This is a genomic window from Bacillus sp. BHET2 (genome assembly GCF_005938125.1).
Lineage (GTDB): Bacteria > Bacillota > Bacilli > Bacillales > Bacillaceae_B > Rossellomorea.
Genome location: NZ_VCQN01000001.1, coordinates 1,846,374 through 1,865,366, shown reverse-complemented (window position 1 = coordinate 1,865,366; position 18,993 = coordinate 1,846,374). Strand labels below are relative to the sequence as shown.

20 protein-coding genes are annotated in these 18,993 nt (G+C 42.4%); 17 read left to right on the top strand and 3 right to left on the bottom strand.

Annotation, left to right across the window (positions count from 1 at the left end; all coding sequences use genetic code 11):
• Positions 1–2: 2 nt before the first annotated feature.
• The 4 genes from FGG79_RS09455 to FGG79_RS09440 are packed head-to-tail and all read left to right on the top strand — an operon-like array spanning position 3 to position 3,817.
• Entirely contained in the window at positions 3–728 is a 726-nt protein-coding gene (locus FGG79_RS09455; RefSeq protein ID WP_138777464.1) for a ThuA domain-containing protein, read from the top strand.
• A 22-nt stretch (positions 729–750) separates the two neighbouring features.
• Positions 751–1,779 (top strand): Gfo/Idh/MocA family protein, encoded by a 1,029-nt coding sequence (locus tag FGG79_RS09450; protein ID WP_138777462.1) that lies wholly within the window; start codon positions 751–753, stop codon positions 1,777–1,779.
• Positions 1,780–1,794: 15 nt separating this feature from the next.
• Positions 1,795–2,835, top strand: a complete 1,041-nt coding sequence (locus tag FGG79_RS09445; RefSeq protein ID WP_138777460.1) for a Gfo/Idh/MocA family protein — start codon at positions 1,795–1,797, stop codon at positions 2,833–2,835.
• Between the two features lie 13 nt (positions 2,836–2,848).
• Positions 2,849–3,817, top strand: a complete 969-nt coding sequence (locus FGG79_RS09440; RefSeq protein ID WP_138777458.1) for a sugar phosphate isomerase/epimerase family protein — start codon at positions 2,849–2,851, stop codon at positions 3,815–3,817.
• Positions 3,818–3,967: 150 nt separating this feature from the next.
• On the opposite strand, the gene FGG79_RS09435 is transcribed toward FGG79_RS09440, so the two are convergent.
• Positions 3,968–4,405 carry a hypothetical protein gene (locus tag FGG79_RS09435; RefSeq protein WP_138777456.1) on the bottom strand — a complete coding sequence of 146 codons (438 nt, stop codon included), beginning with the start codon at positions 4,403–4,405 and terminating at the stop codon, positions 3,968–3,970.
• Between the two features lie 159 nt (positions 4,406–4,564).
• A complete protein-coding gene (locus FGG79_RS09430; RefSeq protein ID WP_138777454.1) occupies positions 4,565–5,236 on the bottom strand; it encodes a B3/B4 domain-containing protein in 672 nt (223 codons plus the stop codon).
• A gap of 118 nt (positions 5,237–5,354) precedes the next feature.
• Between FGG79_RS09430 and queG the strand changes: the two genes are divergently transcribed.
• The 9 genes from queG to FGG79_RS09385 all read left to right on the top strand — a co-directional run bounded on the left by queG (position 5,355) and on the right by FGG79_RS09385 (position 14,337).
• Entirely contained in the window at positions 5,355–6,488 is a 1,134-nt protein-coding gene (queG, locus tag FGG79_RS09425; protein ID WP_138777452.1) for a tRNA epoxyqueuosine(34) reductase QueG, read from the top strand.
• 92 nt (positions 6,489–6,580) lie between these two features.
• Positions 6,581–7,450, top strand: a complete 870-nt coding sequence (locus FGG79_RS09420) for an amidase domain-containing protein (protein ID WP_138777450.1) — start codon at positions 6,581–6,583, stop codon at positions 7,448–7,450.
• A gap of 66 nt (positions 7,451–7,516) precedes the next feature.
• Positions 7,517–7,990 (top strand): tRNA (uridine(34)/cytosine(34)/5-carboxymethylaminomethyluridine(34)-2'-O)-methyltransferase TrmL, encoded by a 474-nt coding sequence (gene trmL / locus FGG79_RS09415; protein WP_138777448.1) that lies wholly within the window; start codon positions 7,517–7,519, stop codon positions 7,988–7,990.
• An 87-nt stretch (positions 7,991–8,077) separates the two neighbouring features.
• Complete coding sequence (gene nfsA / locus FGG79_RS09410) at positions 8,078–8,827, top strand: oxygen-insensitive NADPH nitroreductase (protein WP_138777446.1); 750 nt, start codon at positions 8,078–8,080, stop codon at positions 8,825–8,827.
• A gap of 700 nt (positions 8,828–9,527) precedes the next feature.
• A complete protein-coding gene (locus tag FGG79_RS09405; protein WP_138777444.1) occupies positions 9,528–11,423 on the top strand; it encodes a PrkA family serine protein kinase in 1,896 nt (631 codons plus the stop codon).
• A 102-nt stretch (positions 11,424–11,525) separates the two neighbouring features.
• Positions 11,526–11,708, top strand: a complete 183-nt coding sequence (locus tag FGG79_RS09400) for a hypothetical protein (protein WP_138777442.1) — start codon at positions 11,526–11,528, stop codon at positions 11,706–11,708.
• A 78-nt stretch (positions 11,709–11,786) separates the two neighbouring features.
• Positions 11,787–11,960, top strand: a complete 174-nt coding sequence (locus FGG79_RS09395; protein ID WP_138777440.1) for a hypothetical protein — start codon at positions 11,787–11,789, stop codon at positions 11,958–11,960.
• Positions 11,961–12,553: 593 nt separating this feature from the next.
• Positions 12,554–13,714: a sporulation protein YhbH gene (gene yhbH / locus FGG79_RS09390; RefSeq protein ID WP_481747272.1), complete on the top strand. Its 1,161-nt coding sequence runs from the start codon at positions 12,554–12,556 to the stop codon at positions 13,712–13,714.
• 131 nt (positions 13,715–13,845) lie between these two features.
• Complete coding sequence (locus FGG79_RS09385; RefSeq protein WP_138777436.1) at positions 13,846–14,337, top strand: STAS domain-containing protein; 492 nt, start codon at positions 13,846–13,848, stop codon at positions 14,335–14,337.
• 91 nt (positions 14,338–14,428) lie between these two features.
• On the opposite strand, the gene rpiA is transcribed toward FGG79_RS09385, so the two are convergent.
• Positions 14,429–15,097 carry a ribose-5-phosphate isomerase RpiA gene (rpiA, locus tag FGG79_RS09380; RefSeq protein ID WP_138777434.1) on the bottom strand — a complete coding sequence of 223 codons (669 nt, stop codon included), beginning with the start codon at positions 15,095–15,097 and terminating at the stop codon, positions 14,429–14,431.
• Positions 15,098–15,186: 89 nt separating this feature from the next.
• On the opposite strand from rpiA, the gene FGG79_RS09375 reads away from it, so the two are divergent.
• The 4 genes from FGG79_RS09375 (at position 15,187) to proC (ending at position 18,701) form a co-directional block, all read left to right on the top strand.
• Positions 15,187–16,176, top strand: a complete 990-nt coding sequence (locus FGG79_RS09375; protein WP_138777432.1) for a Gfo/Idh/MocA family protein — start codon at positions 15,187–15,189, stop codon at positions 16,174–16,176.
• 132 nt (positions 16,177–16,308) lie between these two features.
• The gene (locus FGG79_RS09370; protein WP_138777430.1) at positions 16,309–16,614 is read left to right on the top strand and encodes a YciI family protein; all 306 of its coding nucleotides are present in this window, start codon (positions 16,309–16,311) and stop codon (positions 16,612–16,614) included.
• 23 nt (positions 16,615–16,637) lie between these two features.
• On the top strand, positions 16,638–17,660 hold the full coding sequence (locus FGG79_RS09365) for a phosphotransferase enzyme family protein (RefSeq protein ID WP_138777428.1): 1,023 nt from the start codon (positions 16,638–16,640) through the stop codon (positions 17,658–17,660).
• A gap of 234 nt (positions 17,661–17,894) precedes the next feature.
• On the top strand, positions 17,895–18,701 hold the full coding sequence (proC, locus tag FGG79_RS09360; RefSeq protein WP_138777707.1) for a pyrroline-5-carboxylate reductase: 807 nt from the start codon (positions 17,895–17,897) through the stop codon (positions 18,699–18,701).
• Positions 18,702–18,993 lie beyond the last annotated feature (292 nt).

Below are 18,993 nucleotides of genomic sequence, written 5' to 3'. Positions count from 1 at the left end.
CAATGTTAAACGTTACAGTATGGAATGAAAATCGTCATGAACAGAAGAATCCAAAAGTGAGAGAAGTATACCCTGAAGGAATTCATGGTGCCATCGCTTCCTTCCTGGGAGAAGCTTCATTCAATGTGAAAACGGCTACATTAGATGAAAGTGAGCATGGGTTACCGGAAGATGTGCTGAATAAAACAGATGTATTGGTCTGGTGGGGTCATATCGCTCATGAGGAAGTATCGGACGAGGTGGTGGAACGAGTAAAGCAGCGTGTGCTGGATGGAATGGGGCTAATCGTTCTCCATTCTGGTCATTTCTCAAAGATCTTTAAAACATTGATGGGGACATCCTGCGATCTGAAGTGGCGTGAGGCCGATGAGAAGGAACGCATCTGGATTGTCGATCCAAGCCACCCGATTACAGCGGGACTCGGAGAATACATCGAGCTTGAGAAAGAGGAGATGTATGGAGAGCATTTTGACATCCCTGCCCCTGATCAGCTTGTGATGGTAAGCTGGTTCGAAGGTGGAGAAGTGTTCAGGAGTGGGTGCACGTATCAGCGTGGGAACGGGAAGGTATTCTACTTCCGTCCAGGGCATGAGACGTATCCAACCTATTACAATGAAAATATTCAAAAAGTGATTGTAAATGCCGTGAAATGGGCATCTCCTGTAGAGCATGCAAGACCGGTATATGGAAATGCACAACCACTAGAAGAAATCAAAGGAGCAAACTAAAGGAAAAGAGGAGGAAAAAATCATGAATAGATTGAAAATAGGGATTATCGGATGTGGGAGCATCGCGCAGCATCGTCATCTTCCGGAATATGTAAACAATGAGAACGTTGAAGTTGTGGCAGTATGTGACATCGTGGAAGAAAGAGCGTGGAAAATCGCCGATGCTGTGGGAGCGAAGGCGTATACCAATTATAAGGAATTACTGACGAATGTTGATGTGGAAGCCGTGAGTGTGTGCACGCCTAACTATTTACATGCACCGATCTCCATCGATGCATTAAACGCAGGGAAGCATGTCCTCTGTGAAAAACCGATGGCGACATCAAAGGATGAAGCGGAGTCCATGATCGATGCAGCTACGAAAAGTGGAAAAAAACTGATGATTGCCCACAACCAGCGTTTCGTCCCTTCTCACCAAAAAGCGAAGCAGCTGATTTCAAGTGGCGAAGTCGGAAAAATCTATAGTTTCCGATCTGCCTTCGGTCACGGTGGCCCAGAGGGATGGAGTGCTGACGGCAAGGATAGTTGGTTCTTCAAGAAGGATGAAGCGTTCATCGGTGCCATGGGTGACCTTGGGGTTCATAAAACTGATCTATTACGATACATCCTGGGAGAAGAGTTTGTAGAAGTCGGTGCCTTTGTGGAGACAAGTGCTAAGGAAAATGCCGATGTGGACGATACGGCAGTTTGTGTATTGAAAACCGAGAGCGGAACAATCGGCACTCTTGCTGCAAGCTGGTCTTACGTATCGAATGAAGACAACTCTACGATTATTTATGGGGAAAAAGCGATCCTCCGTTTAGAGGACGATCCAGTCAACTCCCTTATCATCCAGTATGTAACCGGTGAAGTAGTTAAATATGAACTTGGCGGCATTCAAACGAATGATGAAGGTGGCCAGTCTAACTCCCGGGTGATCGATCAGTTTGTACACAGCATCCAACACAATGAAGAACCACCTGTCACAGGGGAAGAAGGAAAAAAATCATTAGAAGTGGTTTTGTCCGCACTTGAATCAAGTGAAACAAAGAGAATTGTAAAACTGTCATAGAGGTGAATGTTAGCGATGACCAAACTTCGAATGGGCGTGATTGGCGTAGGGGGCATTGCCCAAACCCGTCATATCCCTACTTTTATTAAACTATCAGACTCTGTATCGATTGAAGCGATCAGTGATATTAATCCTGTCACTGCACAAACCGTGGCAGAAACGTTCAACATTCCACATGTGTTCAGTGATTATCGGGACATGTTCGGTCAAGTCGAAGCCGTAACGATTTGCACACCTAATAAATTCCATGCAGAAATCACGATTGCTGCTCTAAAAGCTGGCCTACATGTTTTTTGTGAGAAACCGATGGCAATGACGCCGGAAGAATGCGAAAGGATGATCGACGCGGCTGAGGAATCAGGAAAGGTCCTAGCCATTGCGTATCATTATCGTTTCATGAAGGGCTCTCGTGCAGCGAAACGCGTCATTATGGAAGATGAAATCGGAGAGCCGTTCGTGGCAAGAGCAAGAGCGATCAGGCGCCGTAAAGTTCCTGGTTGGGGAGTGTTCACCAATAAAGAGCTTCAAGGTGGTGGAAGTTTGATCGACTATGGCTGTCACTTCTTGGATCTATCACTATGGCTTCTTGGTAACCCGACACCTGTTGAAGTTTCCGGGACCACCTATAACAAGCTTAGTAGAATGCCAGAACAAGTGAATCAATGGGGAGACTATGATAAAGAAAGCTTTGAGGTGGATGATCACGTGACCGCCTATATCAGGTTCGATAACGGTGCATCCTTGCTTTTCGAAACGTCATGGTCCGCTAATGTAAAGAGCGATGAAGAAAGCATGAGTATCTCAGGTGAAACAGGTGGAATTGATCTATTTCCTTTCCAAATGAATCAAATGAAGCATGGCATGCTCCTGAATAGTGAAGCGGATTGGGTCCCAGGAGAGGATGATCCAAGTCTGCCACAAGCACAAAACTTTATCAATAGCTGTCTCGGGATAGAGGAGCTGATTGTAAAGCCGAAAGAAGCGATGCAGGTATCCGTGATCATCGATGCCATCTATAAAAGCAGTGAAACCGGACAAAGCATCCGGTTGAAATAGGAGGAAGTAGAAAATGAAACTTGGTGTATTTACCGTATTATTTTCACAGAAGAACCTTGATGAAATGCTTGATTATGTTAAAGAATCCGGACTCCATGCTGTGGAAATCGGAACAGGAGGATACCCTGGGAATGCCCACTGCGACCTTGACACTCTTTTAGAGAATGAACAAAAGAGGATTGAATACTTAGAGAAAGTGACCTCAAGAGGGTTGGAAATTAGTGCCTTCAGTTGTCACGGAAATCCGATTTCACCAGATGCAGCTTTTGCAGAAGAATCCCATGCAGCCCTTCAGAAAACGATTAAGCTTGCCGGATTGATGAATGTTTCGGTTGTCAATTGCTTTTCCGGGACGGCAGGGGACCATGAGGGAGCGAAGCACCCGAACTGGCCAGTATCTCCGTGGCCGAACGAATACGGGGATATTCTGAAATGGCAGTGGGAAGAAAAGTTAATTCCTTATTGGAAAGAGATGGGGAAACTTGCAGAGGATCATAATGTTAAAATCGGTCTCGAGCTGCACGGAGGGTTTCTTGTTCACACGCCATATACTTTATTGAAGCTCCGTGAAGAAACGTGTGATGCTATCGGAGCCAATCTTGACCCAAGTCATCTTTGGTGGCAAGGAATCGATCCGGTTGCAGCAATCAAGATTCTGGGGAAAGAGAATGCGATTCACCATTTCCATGCGAAAGATACGTATATCGACCAGGATAACGTCAATATGTATGGTCTGACGGATATGCAGCCTTACGGAAGCATCCAAACAAGAGCTTGGTCCTTCCGTTCTGTGGGTTGTGGGCACAGCCTACAGGAATGGTCCGATATGATGAGTGCCCTGCGCACCTTTGGGTACGATTATGTAGTAAGCATCGAGCATGAGGATCCGATCATGTCAATCGAAGAAGGTTTCGGCCGCGCCGTGAAGAATTTGAAATCGATACTGATTGAAGAACATCCGTCGGATATGTGGTGGGTGTAAATAGTAAGATTGAAGAGAGTCTTTGTTGACTCTCTTCTTTTATTATTAAACTGGAAGTTTGGATGAGGTTGATCGGAGGCTGCCGAAAGTAAATGAAATGATTTTGTTATAAAGTTGTCCCCCTTTGGAAAGGAAGGAGAGGAGGTGCGGTTAAACAACGATTTGATTTAATATACATAAGGCTTTCTCGGTATCTCTTACATCTATATAAAGGAGTGTGTCTTCACCAATATAAATGGCTCTCACTTTCACTTTGCACCAAAGAGCACTGTAGAGGATGTTGACAATACCCGGGGTTTCAGGAGGGAACCCATAAACCTGTATGATATCATATTCCAAAAATTTCACCCCAAGTGATCGCAGTACACAACGAGTTGTTTCTAAATCGTTTGTCGTTTGTACTACAGGTGTCCCCACCACCACTTTCATAAAGTTTGTCCCATTTTTCTCTTTCACTTGGACCAAACCTGTGATGTTGATCTCTTCCATCGCCAAATCATTAAAAAAGGAACTCACTATTCGATCGTTAGTCTGGAATGTAAATTGTCTGTATAGCTGAAACTTGAATCCATTCGTTCTTTCACCCATTTCCATTCACCTCCTTGACAGTACTATTTAACCATTATATGAAATGGAAAATGATTGGAAACGGCTTTCGTGTACACTGTGAGAAAGATGCGTGAAAGAATGTGATAGCAACCATAAAAAAAACAGGATCCCGACAAAACGGGGACCCTGTACACCTGTCTATCCACCAACTACTTGAAACGATCCTTCACCGCCGTGAATTCCAATGAACATATCCATTAATGATTTCGTCAGCTTTTCGCTTTCTTCTATAGAAAGGGAAGGCTTCAGAAAGATGATCTGTACGGCATTCCTGGTTTCTTCGCCGACCGGTGCACGATCTGAGTCGACAAATGGACTTCCGAAAGGTCCGTCCCCGTCACAGGCGACGATAAGATTCTCTAATGAATTTTCCCTGCCGTTGAGTCCTATGTAGGTTTGACCATTCTCTCCGACTTTCAATACAAGGCTTTCTTTAGTCAGCTTAGCGCTGTCGTAGATGCCGATTGGCACTTCGTATTGAAGGGAGAAGAAGTTGTTCAAGTCAATCGCTGAATTAATGGTCGTCAGATAGTTCTGCTTCTTGACCCGACGAAAAAGTGCTTCGGCTGAATGACGATAGCGATTCGGGTCTTTTCCTGTTTTTTTGAAAATGTCTCTCCAGATTGCTATTCCTTCGATTTCCGTTACGTTCTTATCATGAAGGTCGAAGAAAATCGATTCCTGAAACAGCTGGAGTCTGCCTTTCAGCATTTGAGGAGAAGATTCGACTTCGATATGATGGTATTGGATGAACCCAATTTTAAAATCAGGGATTTTACTCGTAATGGATGAATCAATCGTGATTTCCACTTATTTTCCCTCCACATTTGTTTTAAAATAGTTTATCATAATACACGTTGCTATTTCACGTAAGCTTATTTATAAGTGTTAAAAATATATTGTTAGAGATAGAAAGGAGGAAAGAGCAATGGATATGGATCAATTGAAAAAGGACATTATCGCGTATAGCAAGGAAATCGGGATTGATAAGATCGGTTTTACGACGGCAGGTGCGTTTTCAGAAATGAAAAACCGTCTCTTGCGCCAGGAGATGCTGGGCTTTCAATCGGGGTTTGAGGAAAAGGACATTGAAAAGCGAGTCGATCCGTCATTAATATTTGATGGTCCTAAATCGATCATCGCCATTGCTCTCGCCTACCCTTCAAAGATGAAGAACGCTCCCCAGAGTAAGCGGGGGGAAAGACGGGGGATTTTTTGCCGGGCATCTTGGGGGACGGATTATCACCATGTGCTCCGTGATCGTCTTTCAAAGCTTGAGGAATATATCGTATCAAAAGTTCCTCAAGCATGTTTCAAATCGATGGTGGATACGGGTGAACTTGTGGATCGTGCTGTGGCAGAGCGGGCAGGCATCGGCTGGAGCGGAAAGAACTGTTCCATTATCACACCTGAATTCGGATCTTATGTTTATTTGGGAGAAATGGTAACAAACCTTCCATTTGCCCCTGATTCACCGATGGAGGATCAATGTGGTACATGCAATAAATGCGTGGATGTATGTCCAACGGGAGCACTGATAGAAGGCGGACAACTTGATTCTCAGAAATGCATTGCCTTTCTGACGCAAACCAAGGGTTTTCTTGCAGATGAATACCGTGTGAAGCTCGGCAATCGAATTTACGGTTGTGATACATGCCAAACGGTTTGTCCTGAAAACAAGGGGATGGATTTTCATTTTCATGAAGAGATGGAGCCGGACCCGGAGATTGCGAAGCCGATGTTAAAGCCTCTATTAACAATTAGTAACCGTGAGTTTAAAGCAAAGTACGGTCATGTATCAGGATCATGGAGAGGAAAGAAGCCGATTCAGAGAAACGCCATTATCGCTCTTGCTCATTTTAAAGATACAACGGCCATTGATGAGCTCGTTCATGTGATGACTCATGATGTGCGACCAGTCATTCGCGGTACATCTGCCTGGGCACTAGGGAAAATTGGCGGACAAGTTTCCCAACAGGCATTATTGAAACAGCAGTCAGTAGAAACAGATGAAGATGTATTAATTGAAATCCAAAAGGGTCTTGATCTTATTACCAACTAATCGAAAGGATAAACTCACAATTCTCCCCGAGTTTATCCTTTTTGTTTTGAACAGTTCCTTCTCCGCATAACAATTAAGGAGGAGGGAAGACAATGATCAGAAAGCTGTTAATGGAAAGAGTCGATTATGTGATTGATGAATATACTTCTCGGGGTCAGTCAGGCTACAGTGAAAAGGTGAAAAGAAAGAAAGAATCTTGTCAAGAGCGGCATGCAGAAATCGTGAAGGTTAATGCAGCAGGTAAGGTTCATCGTATCACACCTGAACGTAATGAGACTCGAACCATATTATATGATGTTCATTATAAATATCTTATTAAGCAAGGTGATTTACTGTATTTGGAAGAAGAAGTGGAGAATCGAAGTGCCGTTTTTTATGGAGATCGAATATATGAAGATAGTGAAATAGAGATTCAATATGAAGAAAATGAGGGGCACGAAGAGACTCAACCCTTTGAAGAAGAAAGGGTGAGTTATCAATACGATCGGCTAAGTGCCGTTCAATATGCTGAACGATGGTGGAACAGCTATAATCCCGCTTTCAAGAAGTTCGAGAATGACTGTACGAACTATATTTCACAATGCCTTCACGCAGGGGATGCGCCCATGCGTGGATATCCCACCAAGGGAAAGGGATGGTGGATGAGAAATCAGAACTGGAGTTACAGTTGGACGGTGGCCAATTCCTTGAGATGGTACATCCCTAACTCAACAATGGGCCTCCGTGGGGAGCTTGTAGGCGATCCGCAAGAATTAAAGCTTGGGGATGTGATTTGCTATGATTTTGAGGGGGATGGACGTTTTGATCATACGACGATTGTCACAGGGAAGGATGCCGCGGGAATGCCCCTTGTCAATGCCCATACGTTCAATAGCAGGATGAGATATTGGAACTACGAGGACTCGACAGCGTATACGCCAGATATACAATATCGATTTTTTACGATCGTAGATGACCGGTAAGTATTGTTCTATGAGGCAGAAATGGTATAATGTCACTTAGAGTTTTATGAATGAGGTGACATTGACATGGGAGTACATGTTGTATTATATCAACCAGAAATCCCTGCAAATACAGGGAATATCGCAAGAACGTGTGCAGCCACAGACACAACACTGCACTTGATCCGTCCACTCGGCTTCTCGACAGATGATAAAATGTTAAAGCGGGCTGGCCTTGATTATTGGCAGTTTGTAAACATTGTATACTATGATTCAATTGAAGAGTTCTTCGAGAAAAATGATGGAGGAGAATTTTTCTACTTAACAAAATACGGGAAGACCCCGCACACGAACTTTGATTACAGTGTGGAAGACAAGAATTACTTCTTTATCTTCGGCAGAGAAACATCCGGACTTCCTGATGATATTATTCAGAACAACCTAGATCGGGCCTTACGTATTCCAATGAATGAAAATGTACGTTCATTGAACTTGTCCAATACAGCTGCCATTCTGATTTATGAAGCTTTAAGACAGAGAAACTATCCAGGACTATTATAAAAAAGTGGAATGAAAATCATATGATTTTCATTCCTTTTTTTATTTGGCTTATACTAAGAGGAGGAAGAGGAAGGGAGAGTCTACATAATGAACGAAACCATTGAAACCATTCTTAAGCATCGATCCATCCGTCAATTCAAAAATGAGCCTTTACGCGAGGAACAAATCCGGACGATTGTTTCCAGTGCCCAGGCTGCAAGTACCTCAAGTTATATTCAAGCCTACACGATTATAGGAGTGAAGGATCCGGAGAAAAAGAAGAAGCTTTCAGAGCTTGCCGGAAATCAAAGCTATGTAGAAGCAAACGGTCATTTCTTCGTGTTCTGTGCCGATCTGTATCGTCATGAGAGAATTGGGGAATGGGAAGAAACGAATGTAATTCCTTCATTGGAAAGTACTGAAAAATTCATGGTGGCAGTGATCGATGCTTCGTTGGCTGCCCAAAATGCGTCCATTGCCGCTGAATCAATGGGGCTTGGAATATGCTATATCGGTGGGATCCGTAATGATTTGGAATCAGTGAGTGAGCTTCTCGGACTCCCTGAGCGTGTCATACCTCTATTCGGCTTGGCTGTCGGCTATCCAGAAGGAATTTCTGATGTAAAGCCTCGGTTACCGATGGAAGCCGTTTACCATGAAGACTCCTACCAAAGTGATGAAACAACCATGAAAGCGGATCTTGATCGTTATGACGAAACCATTTCATCCTATTACCACGCACGGACAGCTGGGAAACGATCGGATCGCTGGACAGTGCAAATGGCCAAGATGCTGTCAGGTGACAAACGAATGTATATGAAGGAATTTGTGGAGAAGAAAGGGTTTAATAAGAGGTAGCGGACTGTTTACTAAAAAGTAGTATTTAATAGTGCAGGATAACAAAAACAACTGGCATACGCCAGTTGTTTTTGTTATATCGTTATTTGATTGTGAATAGCTCAATATAAGAGTTTCATCTAGCTCCAGCGGCTAGAGGCTCGAGGTCATAAGATAAACCAACCAAAAAGGCAAAGTGCGCCTTTCCGGTTGGTCCATCTTATGCTTGTCGCCTCTGTTCGAGCCGCCTGCGCTTTAGTTTCATCTAGCTCCTGCGGCTAGAGGCTCGAGGTCATAAGCTAAACCTGCCAAAAAGGCAAGAGCGCCTTTCCGGCAGGTTCATCTTATGCTTGTCGCCTCTGTTCGAGCCGCCTGCGCTTTAGTTTGAGCCTGGTTTATCATCATATCCAGCAGTGAAAATTGCTACTAAGAATACTAAAGATACACCTACGATCATTACAGTACCCATGTTTGGTAACCTCCTAAGTTTCCATATTCCACAGTCTGTCTTTAGTATAGCCTATTTTTAAATTGATGTGAACGGCAGAGGGTTTTTTTTTAACTGTTTTTTGAAACCAGTTTAATTTTATAGGCCAATCCCAGTGTTTGTAGTGAAAATCGATACATTGTCTTTAATAAATATATCTTATTAACATGTTCAGGTGAACAAGCGCATAAAGTATATTAATCGTCTCTCATTAAGCGACAGGGGGAGGTCCTTATGGATATTTTAAAAAAAATCGAACATTACCGAGAAGAAGAAGAGAAACTGAAATGGGAAGGGACGTTTGCTCAGTATCTAGACCTGCTGAAAGAGAAGCCTTGGATTGGGCAGTCTGCTCATTCAAGAGTCTTTAATATGATTAAAGATGCCGGGGTCGAGGAGGTCGAGGGGAAACGGAAGTACAAATTCTTTAGCAATCAATTATTTGGCTTAGAAGAGGCGCTAGAAAGACTCGTTGAAGAATACTTTCATCCTGCTGCGAAACGGTTGGACGTAAGAAAGAGGATCCTGCTTTTGATGGGTCCTGTAAGTGGAGGGAAATCAACTCTCGTTTCCATGCTGAAGCGGGGACTTGAACACTATTCCCGAACAGAAAGAGGAGGCGTTTTCTCCATAAAAGGCTGTCCGATGCATGAAGACCCACTGCATTTGATACCTCAGCATTTACGTGAAGATTTTTACGATGAGTATGGCATTCGAATTGAAGGAAATCTATCTCCATTAAATACGATGCGTCTGGAGAAAGAGTATCATGGGCGTATTGAGGACGTTCAGGTAGAAAGAGTCTTTTTCTCAGAAGATAAACGTGTGGGAATTGGTACATTCAGTCCTTCCGATCCAAAGTCACAGGATATCGCCGATTTAACAGGAAGTATCGACTTTTCCACAATAGCCGAGTTCGGTTCCGAATCGGATCCGCGGGCATACCGATTTGATGGGGAATTAAATAAAGCAAACAGGGGTTTAATGGAATTTCAGGAAATGCTGAAGTGTGATGAAAAGTTCTTATGGCATTTATTATCCCTTACTCAGGAAGGAAACTTTAAGGCTGGCCGATTTGCATTGATTTCTGCAGATGAGCTGATTGTGGCTCACACGAATGAAACCGAGTATCGATCCTTCATTTCAAATAAAAAGAATGAAGCCTTACACTCACGTATCATCGTGATGCCGGTTCCTTATAACCTGAAGGTCACCCAGGAAGAGAAAATCTATGAAAAAATGATCAACGAAAGTGATGTGTCCAATGTCCACGTAGCACCCCATACGTTAAGAGTCGCGGCCATGTTCACGATTCTGACCCGCATGAAGGAACCAAAGCGTGGAGACATCGATTTAATCAAAAAAATGCGACTGTACGATGGGGAAAATGTTGAAGGCTTTAATTCCGCTGACGTGGATGAAATGAAGAAGGAATACCAGGATGAAGGAATGAGCGGAATTGATCCGCGTTATGTGATCAACCGGATCTCTTCTACCATCATCCGGAAGGAGATACCGACGATTAATGCGTTAGACGTTCTTCGGGCGCTCAAAGAAGGGCTGGATCAGCATCCGTCGATTACAAATGAGCTCCGTGAAAAGTATTTGAATTTCATCTCGCTTGCCCGTAAAGAGTACGATGACATTGCGAAAAAAGAAGTGCAAAAAGCCTTCGTATATTCATATGAAGAATCTGCGAAAACACTTATGGATAACTATCTAGATAATGTTGAAGCATACTGCAATAAGGCGAAGCTCCATGATCCACTGACGGGTGAAGAAATCAACCCGGATGAGAAACTTATGCGTTCCATTGAAGAGCAAATCGGCATTTCTGAAAATGCAAAGAAAGCATTCCGTGAAGAAATTCTTATTCGTATCTCTGCCTATGCCCGTAAAGGCAAACGTTTTGACTATAATTCACATGATCGCCTGCGAGAAGCCATTCAGAAGAAGCTATTCGCTGACTTGAAGGACGTTGTGAAAATCACGACATCCTCGAAAACGCCTGACGAACAGCAGCTTAAGAAAGTCAACGAAGTGGTTGCCCGCCTCATCGATGAACATGGCTACAACTCAACATCCGCCAATGACTTACTGCGCTATGTGGGCAGCCTGTTGAATCGTTAATAATAAAGTGGAAATCGGGAGGTGTCTGGTACCTTCCGATTTTCATATGTAGTTTAAATCTCGCACCGAAAGGGAAAAGTAGTAGCCAAGAGGTGAGAGAAAATGAGTAAAAATAAACATGAATTAGATAGAAATTTCGAACCTAAAAATGGATCAATGGCAAATGATATGGAAGAGATGGAGCAACTTGGAAAGCAAATGGAAAAGCTCAGAACAAATGAAGAGCTGAAAGAAGACAAAAAGCAGCCAGATCCCGTTCAGTATAGGGAAAAAGACAAAAAATAGTTGACAGAAAAATCTGAATAAAATATTCTGAAGATAGAGAGCTGGGCCCATTATCTTATTAGAAGGTGGGTGGAGAGGATGTCTTCTAAACCTAATCGGCCGGAAGAAGCAGAACCTCTTAACGGAAGTATGGCCTCCAATATGGAGGAAGTCATTAAGCTTGGGAAGCAGATGGAGAAATTGCGTTCCAGTGGTGAATTAAAGATACACAATCGAGTATCAGACCCGGCTCAATATGAAGAGGAAGCTTAATCAGGTGAATCTGCCTGGTTATTTTTTTTGAATTCTTTATATTGGAGTTGGTTCTTATTAAATCATGATAGGAACGGTTGGATGAATGATAATTATTATAGATTGTCACATTTTGGCGTAATAACCGGTCGAAGTGGCCCAATAAAGTCTGAAAGTGGCCCAATAGGCAGCAAAAGTGGCCCAATAAAACCTTGAAGTGGCCTAATTAGCGGTAAAAGTTCCCCAACGAAGACAAAAAAACACCGCTACATCCCATATGTACATTCCCTAGTCCTAAGTCGACGACTAACACATAAAAAATCATCATTGGAAATAGCGAAAACAGTAGGGTGATCACTTGAAATGATAAAATCTCAGACCTCAGATGTGCTTTCCGATTCCTATATATAACCTGTCAGAAAAATAGGCTTGTCCAATCATAAAAGAACGTTTAATTGTCGAAATTATTTGTAAATTTATCAATACTTCTGCATAGGATAGAGTAATCCCCGTTTCACTTCACGGGATAGGTGCAGATTAGACAGTCAACATAGTGTATGCAGGAATAAGAGAAAATGTGAGAAAAAATTAAGGAGGGGAATAATTTGAGTCAGATGGATAATCATCAGTTTGTCATTTCCAAGGAAGATTGGGCCCTCCACCGCAAAGGTCACGATGATCAACAAAGACATCAAGAGAAAGTACAGGATGCGATTCGCAACAACTTACCAGACTTGATTACAGAAGAAAATATTGTCATGTCCAATGGGAGAGACGTCGTCAAAATCCCGATCCGTTCTTTAGATGAATATAAAATCCGTTACAACTACGATAAGAATAAACATGTTGGGCAAGGAGACGGTGAGAGTCAGGTAGGAGACGTCATTGCAAGAGACGGTTCACAACAGCAGCAGGGTCCTGGAAAAGGTCAAGGGGCCGGGGATAAAGCAGGTGAAGATTATTATGAAGCAGAAGTGTCGATGCTTGAAATTGAAGAAGCATTATTCAGTCAATTGGAACTTCCGAACCTCAAGAAGAAAGAGCAGGATGTTCAAACCGTCGAGCATATAGAATTCAATGATATCCGTAAAACGGGACTAATGGGGAATATTGATAAAAAGAAGACGATGATGTCTGCTTTTAAGAGGAATGCCATGAAAGGAGTACCAGGCTTCCATCCGATCTTTACTGAAGATTTGAAGTTCAGGACTTGGAATGAAGTATTGAAGCCTGAATCAAAAGCCGTCGTCTTAGCAATGATGGATACAAGTGGAAGTATGGGAGTTTGGGAGAAATATATGGCAAGAAGCTTCTTCTTCTGGATGACCCGTTTCCTGCGTACGAAATATGAAACAGTGGAAATTGAATTTATTGCTCATCATACCGAAGCCAAAGTAGTGTCAGAAGAGCATTTCTTCTCAAAAGGAGAAAGTGGGGGAACCATCTGTTCATCTGCATATCGTAAAGCATTAGAGCTTATTGACGGAAAGTATCCTCCGAGCCGTTATAATATTTACCCATTCCATTTCTCTGATGGAGATAACCTTACTTCTGATAACGTCCGATGTGTCAAGCTTGTAGAGGAACTAATGAAAGTATCCAGCATGTTCGGATATGGTGAAGTGAATCAATATAACCGCCACTCCACCTTGATGTCAGCCTACAAAAATATTAAAAACGACGATTTCCGGTACTATATCCTCAAGCAAAAAGCAGATGTGTTTCATGCTATGAAAAGTTTCTTCCAGAATGAAGAGGAAAAAGCATTCGCGTGAAAAAAACCAGCCGATGAGGCTGGTTTTTCTCTGCCGTTACACTACATATGAAATCATTAGGTTATGCCATATACAAAGTGCTAGAATAGAGAGAGGTACTTAAAATCAATCAATAAACGGTGAGGTTTAACATGACAAGTGAAAATAAGGAAATTCAGCAATTAAAGAAGGAAATAGAAGACTTGAAAGAAAAGCTGTCTCAATCAGAACAGCTGATCATGGACATCTCTGCACCCATTATTCCATCCATCGTCCCGGAAACCATCTTAATTCCCATTACTGGAAGACTCAGTCCAGAACGGTTTGAAATGATCATTTCAAAAATATTGGACGTATCATACGGGGAGGACATCAACACGATCATTGTGGACTTCTCAGCCATATCAGAAAAAGAAATCGGAGAAATCGACATCTTCGGCACCTATATCCATAACATGGTCAAGGCCATTGGATTAATGGGAATTGAGACACTTTTTGTCGGATTTACACCGGCTCTTACCCAGGTGATGATCAATTCGGGAGTGAGAGAGTTGCATGGAATCAAAAGCTTCCTGACATTCCGGACAGCATTGCAGTATTTGATGAGAGAGAAAGAACTTGAATTTCAGGGTACCAATCAATAGAGGCACTCTTGTATGTGTTTATCAGTAAATGAGGGGAGTTTCATTAGATGAAACTCCCCTCATTATATCATGGGAGAGAAATGGAACCGATCTATTTACTCGTGTCGATAATATCCACTCCGTCTTTTTTACCGACGAGTACCATGTTTGTCATTCCAGTGAAAAGACCCGTTTCAATGACACCTAATAATTGTTTTAACTCAATGTGAAGAGATGAAGGGTTCTCAATCGATGAAAATTGACAATCCACGATGTAGTTTCCGTTGTCGGATATGAATACCTCCCCCTCTTTCATTCTGAGAATAGGTGCACACCCAAATTTGGCAAGTTGAGTCGAAGTCATTTCCCACCCAAAGGGGACAACCTCAACTGGCAGGGGAAATGCTCCAAGCTTGTTCACTAATTTGGACTCATCTATTACGACAATGAATTTATTAGTAAAGGCATCAACAAACTTTTCCCTTACCAACGCACCTCCTCCGCCTTTGATCAGATTGTAATCTGAGTCCACTTCATCGGCACCATCTATAGATAAATCCAAGTGGTCCACTTCTGAGAAGGTAGTCAATGGAATCCCGAACTGTCTTGCCAAACGTTCTGTTTCTGCTGACGAGGGAATTGCACTGATTTGTAAACCTTGAGAAACTAGCTCACCTAATTTTTGAATCGTCCAGTAAACGGTTGAGCCTGAGCCCAAACCTATGGTCATGCCGTCCTGTATATAATCGACTGCTTTTTCACCGGCTGCTTTTTTTTTCACGTTTTTTCCCCTTTCACAGTAAATGTATACTCATCGTTTAAGTTGAATTTTATACTAGAATAAATATGAATGAAAGAAGGAGAGGTCGTATGATAAGATTTGGTGTAATAGGAACCAATTGGATCACTGATCGATTTATTCAAGCAGCAGGGGAAGTGGATGGTTTTCACTTAGAAGCAGTCTACTCCAGAACGGAAGAAAAAGCGAAAGCATTTGCAGAAACCCATCATATTCCCCGTTACTTTACTGATATCGATAAAATGGCAAGTTCAGAGTATATCGATGCTGTTTATATAGCTAGCCCAAATTCTTTTCACAGCAGCCAAGCCATCGCCTTTATGAACAAAGGGATTCACGTTTTATGTGAGAAGCCCCTCGCATCAAATGAAAGAGAAGTCCGGAAAATGATTGCTGCTGCAAAGAAGAACAATGTATTACTGATGGAAGCGGTGAGGACGACCTTTCTTCCCAACTTTCAACTACTACAGGAAAAACTCCAAGACATAGGGGAAATACGGAAAGTTCTGATGACTTGTTGTAAGTACTCTTCAAGATATGATGCTTATAAAGAAGGAACGGTATTAAATGCATTTAATCCGGAGTTCTCCAATGGTGCCCTGATGGACCTGGGTGTCTATTGTATTTACCCGATGGTCGTTTTATTTGGAGAGCCACAGGAAGTGAAAGCTTCCAGTGTCATGCTGGATTCAGGCGTCGATGGATCGGGGAGTGTCATCATGAAGTATGATGAAATGGAGGTTGTAGCGACATTCTCAAAGATTTCGAATAGCCGTATCCCAACAGAAATTCAAGGTGAACATGGTACGATAACCATTGATAATATCGGTGATTTCAGTAATCTTACGTTTTATGGTCATAAAGGAGAATCGTGCCAACATATTCAAACCGATGATTATCCACCGATGTATTATGAAATAAAGGAATTTATTTCCATTATCACATTAGGTAAGAACCTCGAATCTTCTATTAACTCGTATAATCATTCGAGGATTTGTTCAAAGGTCATGGAAAATGCAAGAAAGCAAATTGGGTTGGTATACCCTGCAGATAAATGCTGATGAGAAAATTACTGAAATGTAAGTGGTAGTAGCTGCTGAGTTGGACTCAGCGGCTTTTTTTAATCACTGATTGAGAAAAAAGGATTCTATGTCAATAGGGTCGTATATGTAAAGAAGAAGGAAGGTGAAAGAATGGAATTTATTTATATGTTAAAGCTGATTCCACGTTTACATAATGAGGAAAATTGGACGCCCGAGGATGAGGGTATTGTACAACGACATTTTAATAGGCTGAAAGAATGGACTGACTCAGGAGTTGTAATCCTTGCAGGCAGAACTCTGAACGAAGAGAAAAATGCCTTTGGGATCGTGGTCTTTGAAGCGGATGGTGAGGATCAGGCAAGGTCATTCATGGAGGATGATCCAGTCGTGAAAGAAGGCATTATGATGGCCGAATTGTTCCCATATCGCGTGGCTCTCTTAAGAGTGAGCCAATAATATCTAGAGTAGGAGAAGATAAGATGGAAAAGTGGATAGAAGAACTGTTTACAGAAGAAATATTGTCGGTCTCTGCAACCCGCTTTGGCTGTGAAACGTCTCAAGCGAAGAAACTGGGTGATTTTGAAAACTATGTGTACGAGGTGCATAAGGATGGGGTACCATACATTCTTCGACTCACCCACAGTTCACATCGTTCAAAAGGCGAAGTGGAAGCTGAACTGAAATGGATCAACTATTTACATAAGCATGAAGTGAATGTCTCGTTAGTCAACCATTCTGTAGAGGGAAATCTTGTGGAAATCATGGAAGCAGGAGACACGTATTTCTACGTCTGTTTATTTGATAAGGCACCGGGGAATTCTGTGAAAATAAATGACTCTCTGTTTGATGAACCGTTATTCTATAAATGGGGGAAGCTCACAGGACATATGCACAGGGTAACGAAGGAATATGAACAGGATGACAGTGTCCGTGAACGCTGGGATCAAGATGATGTATTGGATTTTGACAAATACATAACGTCTGAGCAAGACGTGACCATAGTCAAAAAAGGACATTCAAATATAGAGACGATTAGCAGTTTTGTAGAAACGAAAGATTCATTTGGACTCATTCACTCGGACATCCATCCTGGCAACTTTTTTTATCATGAGGGTGACCTTCACGTGTTTGACTTTGATGATAGTTCACAATTCTTTTTTGTTAGTGATGTGGCTATTCCTCTTTATTATTCGGTGTGGTGGAAGTTTCGAAATGAGAGCCTTGCTAACCGGAACCGATTCGGGGAAACGTTTCTTGTCTCTTTTTTGAAAGGCTATTTGACAGAGTGTGAATTGGAGGACAAATGGGTGCAACGGATTCCCCAATTCCTTCTCCTCAGAGATCTAACATTGTACTCGGTTTTCCATAAAAAATGGGATCTAGAGAACTTATCAGATGGTGAGGAGTCGCTGTTATCACAAATCAGGAATCGGTTGCTGAACGACGAACCAATCGTCGAGTTAGATTATCGTAAAATCCTTGGAGAAGTAAGAACAACATGATTTGGGCATGACAGAAGATTTGGTTTATCGCCTGTAAGGTGAAAACGTGCAGTCATTATTCTAAAAAAGGGGCTGTTTATAACCAATGGGGAAAGGTAGTTGAATGATTGAAGGCTTAGAGGAGGATTCCTTTAAGCTTTTTTTCTTACTGGAAGCTTGAAACATTTTATTAAGGGGAGAAAGTTTGGTATGATGCAAAAGACTGTTTACATACCAACTGACGAGGTGAAACATATGGACAAAACCATTGGATTTATAGGATGTGGCAATATGGCGCAAGCAATCATGGGGGGAATATTGAAGTCCGGATTAGTGGACAAACAATCAGTAAGTGCCAGTGCACGGACTCAAGAAACCCTCGATAAGGTAGCGGAGCAATTCGGAGTTGAAACAACGAGTGATAATCGAACTGTAGCGGCTGCTTCAGATATTGTCTTCCTGGCTGTCAAACCTGATCAATATCAAGAGTTGATTTCAACAATTAAAGACTCGTTGAAAAAAGATGCCATCATTATAACAATCGCAGCCGGAATTACGATTGAATGGATGGAAGAGCGGCTTTCAAAGTCTATGAAAATCGTGAGAACCATGCCTAATACTCCGTCTCTTGTAGGAGAAGGAATGACCGCATATTGCGTGAATGAGAAAATGACGGATTCAGATCTTAAAGATGTGCAATCGACGTTAGAAAGCTTCGGGAAAGCCGAAAAGGTGGAAGAGGCATTGATGGACGCGATTCCTGCTGTGAGTGGATCATCCCCGGCGTATGTATTTATGTTCATCGAAGCACTGGCTGACGGAGCGGTCCTGCAAGGGATTCCAAGAAAACAAGCGTATGAGCTCGCAGCACAAGCGGTACTTGGAGCGGCAAAAATGGTCCTTGAAACCGGTACACATCCTGGAGAACTGAAGGATGCTGTTTGTTCACCGGGAGGCGCAACGATTGAAGCGGTGGCAGCCCTGGAAAAAAGTCAGTTTAGAGGGACGATACTATCGGCAATGGAGGCATGCGGCCGTAAGTCGAAATCCTTGGGAGAGTAGAATGTAAGCCGTTAAGTAAGATGAGGTGGGCCAGTTCGTGACGGTGGATGGGCTTTTGGTTTCTTATTTAGATGTGATTATTCCGGGTGAGTGGCGCATAAATGAAAAAAGTGATGCATAAAAGCTGAGAATGACTCATAAATGAAAAAAGTGATGCATAAAAGCTGAGGATGACGCATAAATCAAAAAAGTCGCGCTTAACCCCTAAATCACGCATACATTCGAAAGGAAAATAGAATAAGGTTTCTCTCTTAATCTAGAAACCCTTGAATAGGGATCCACCTTAATATAA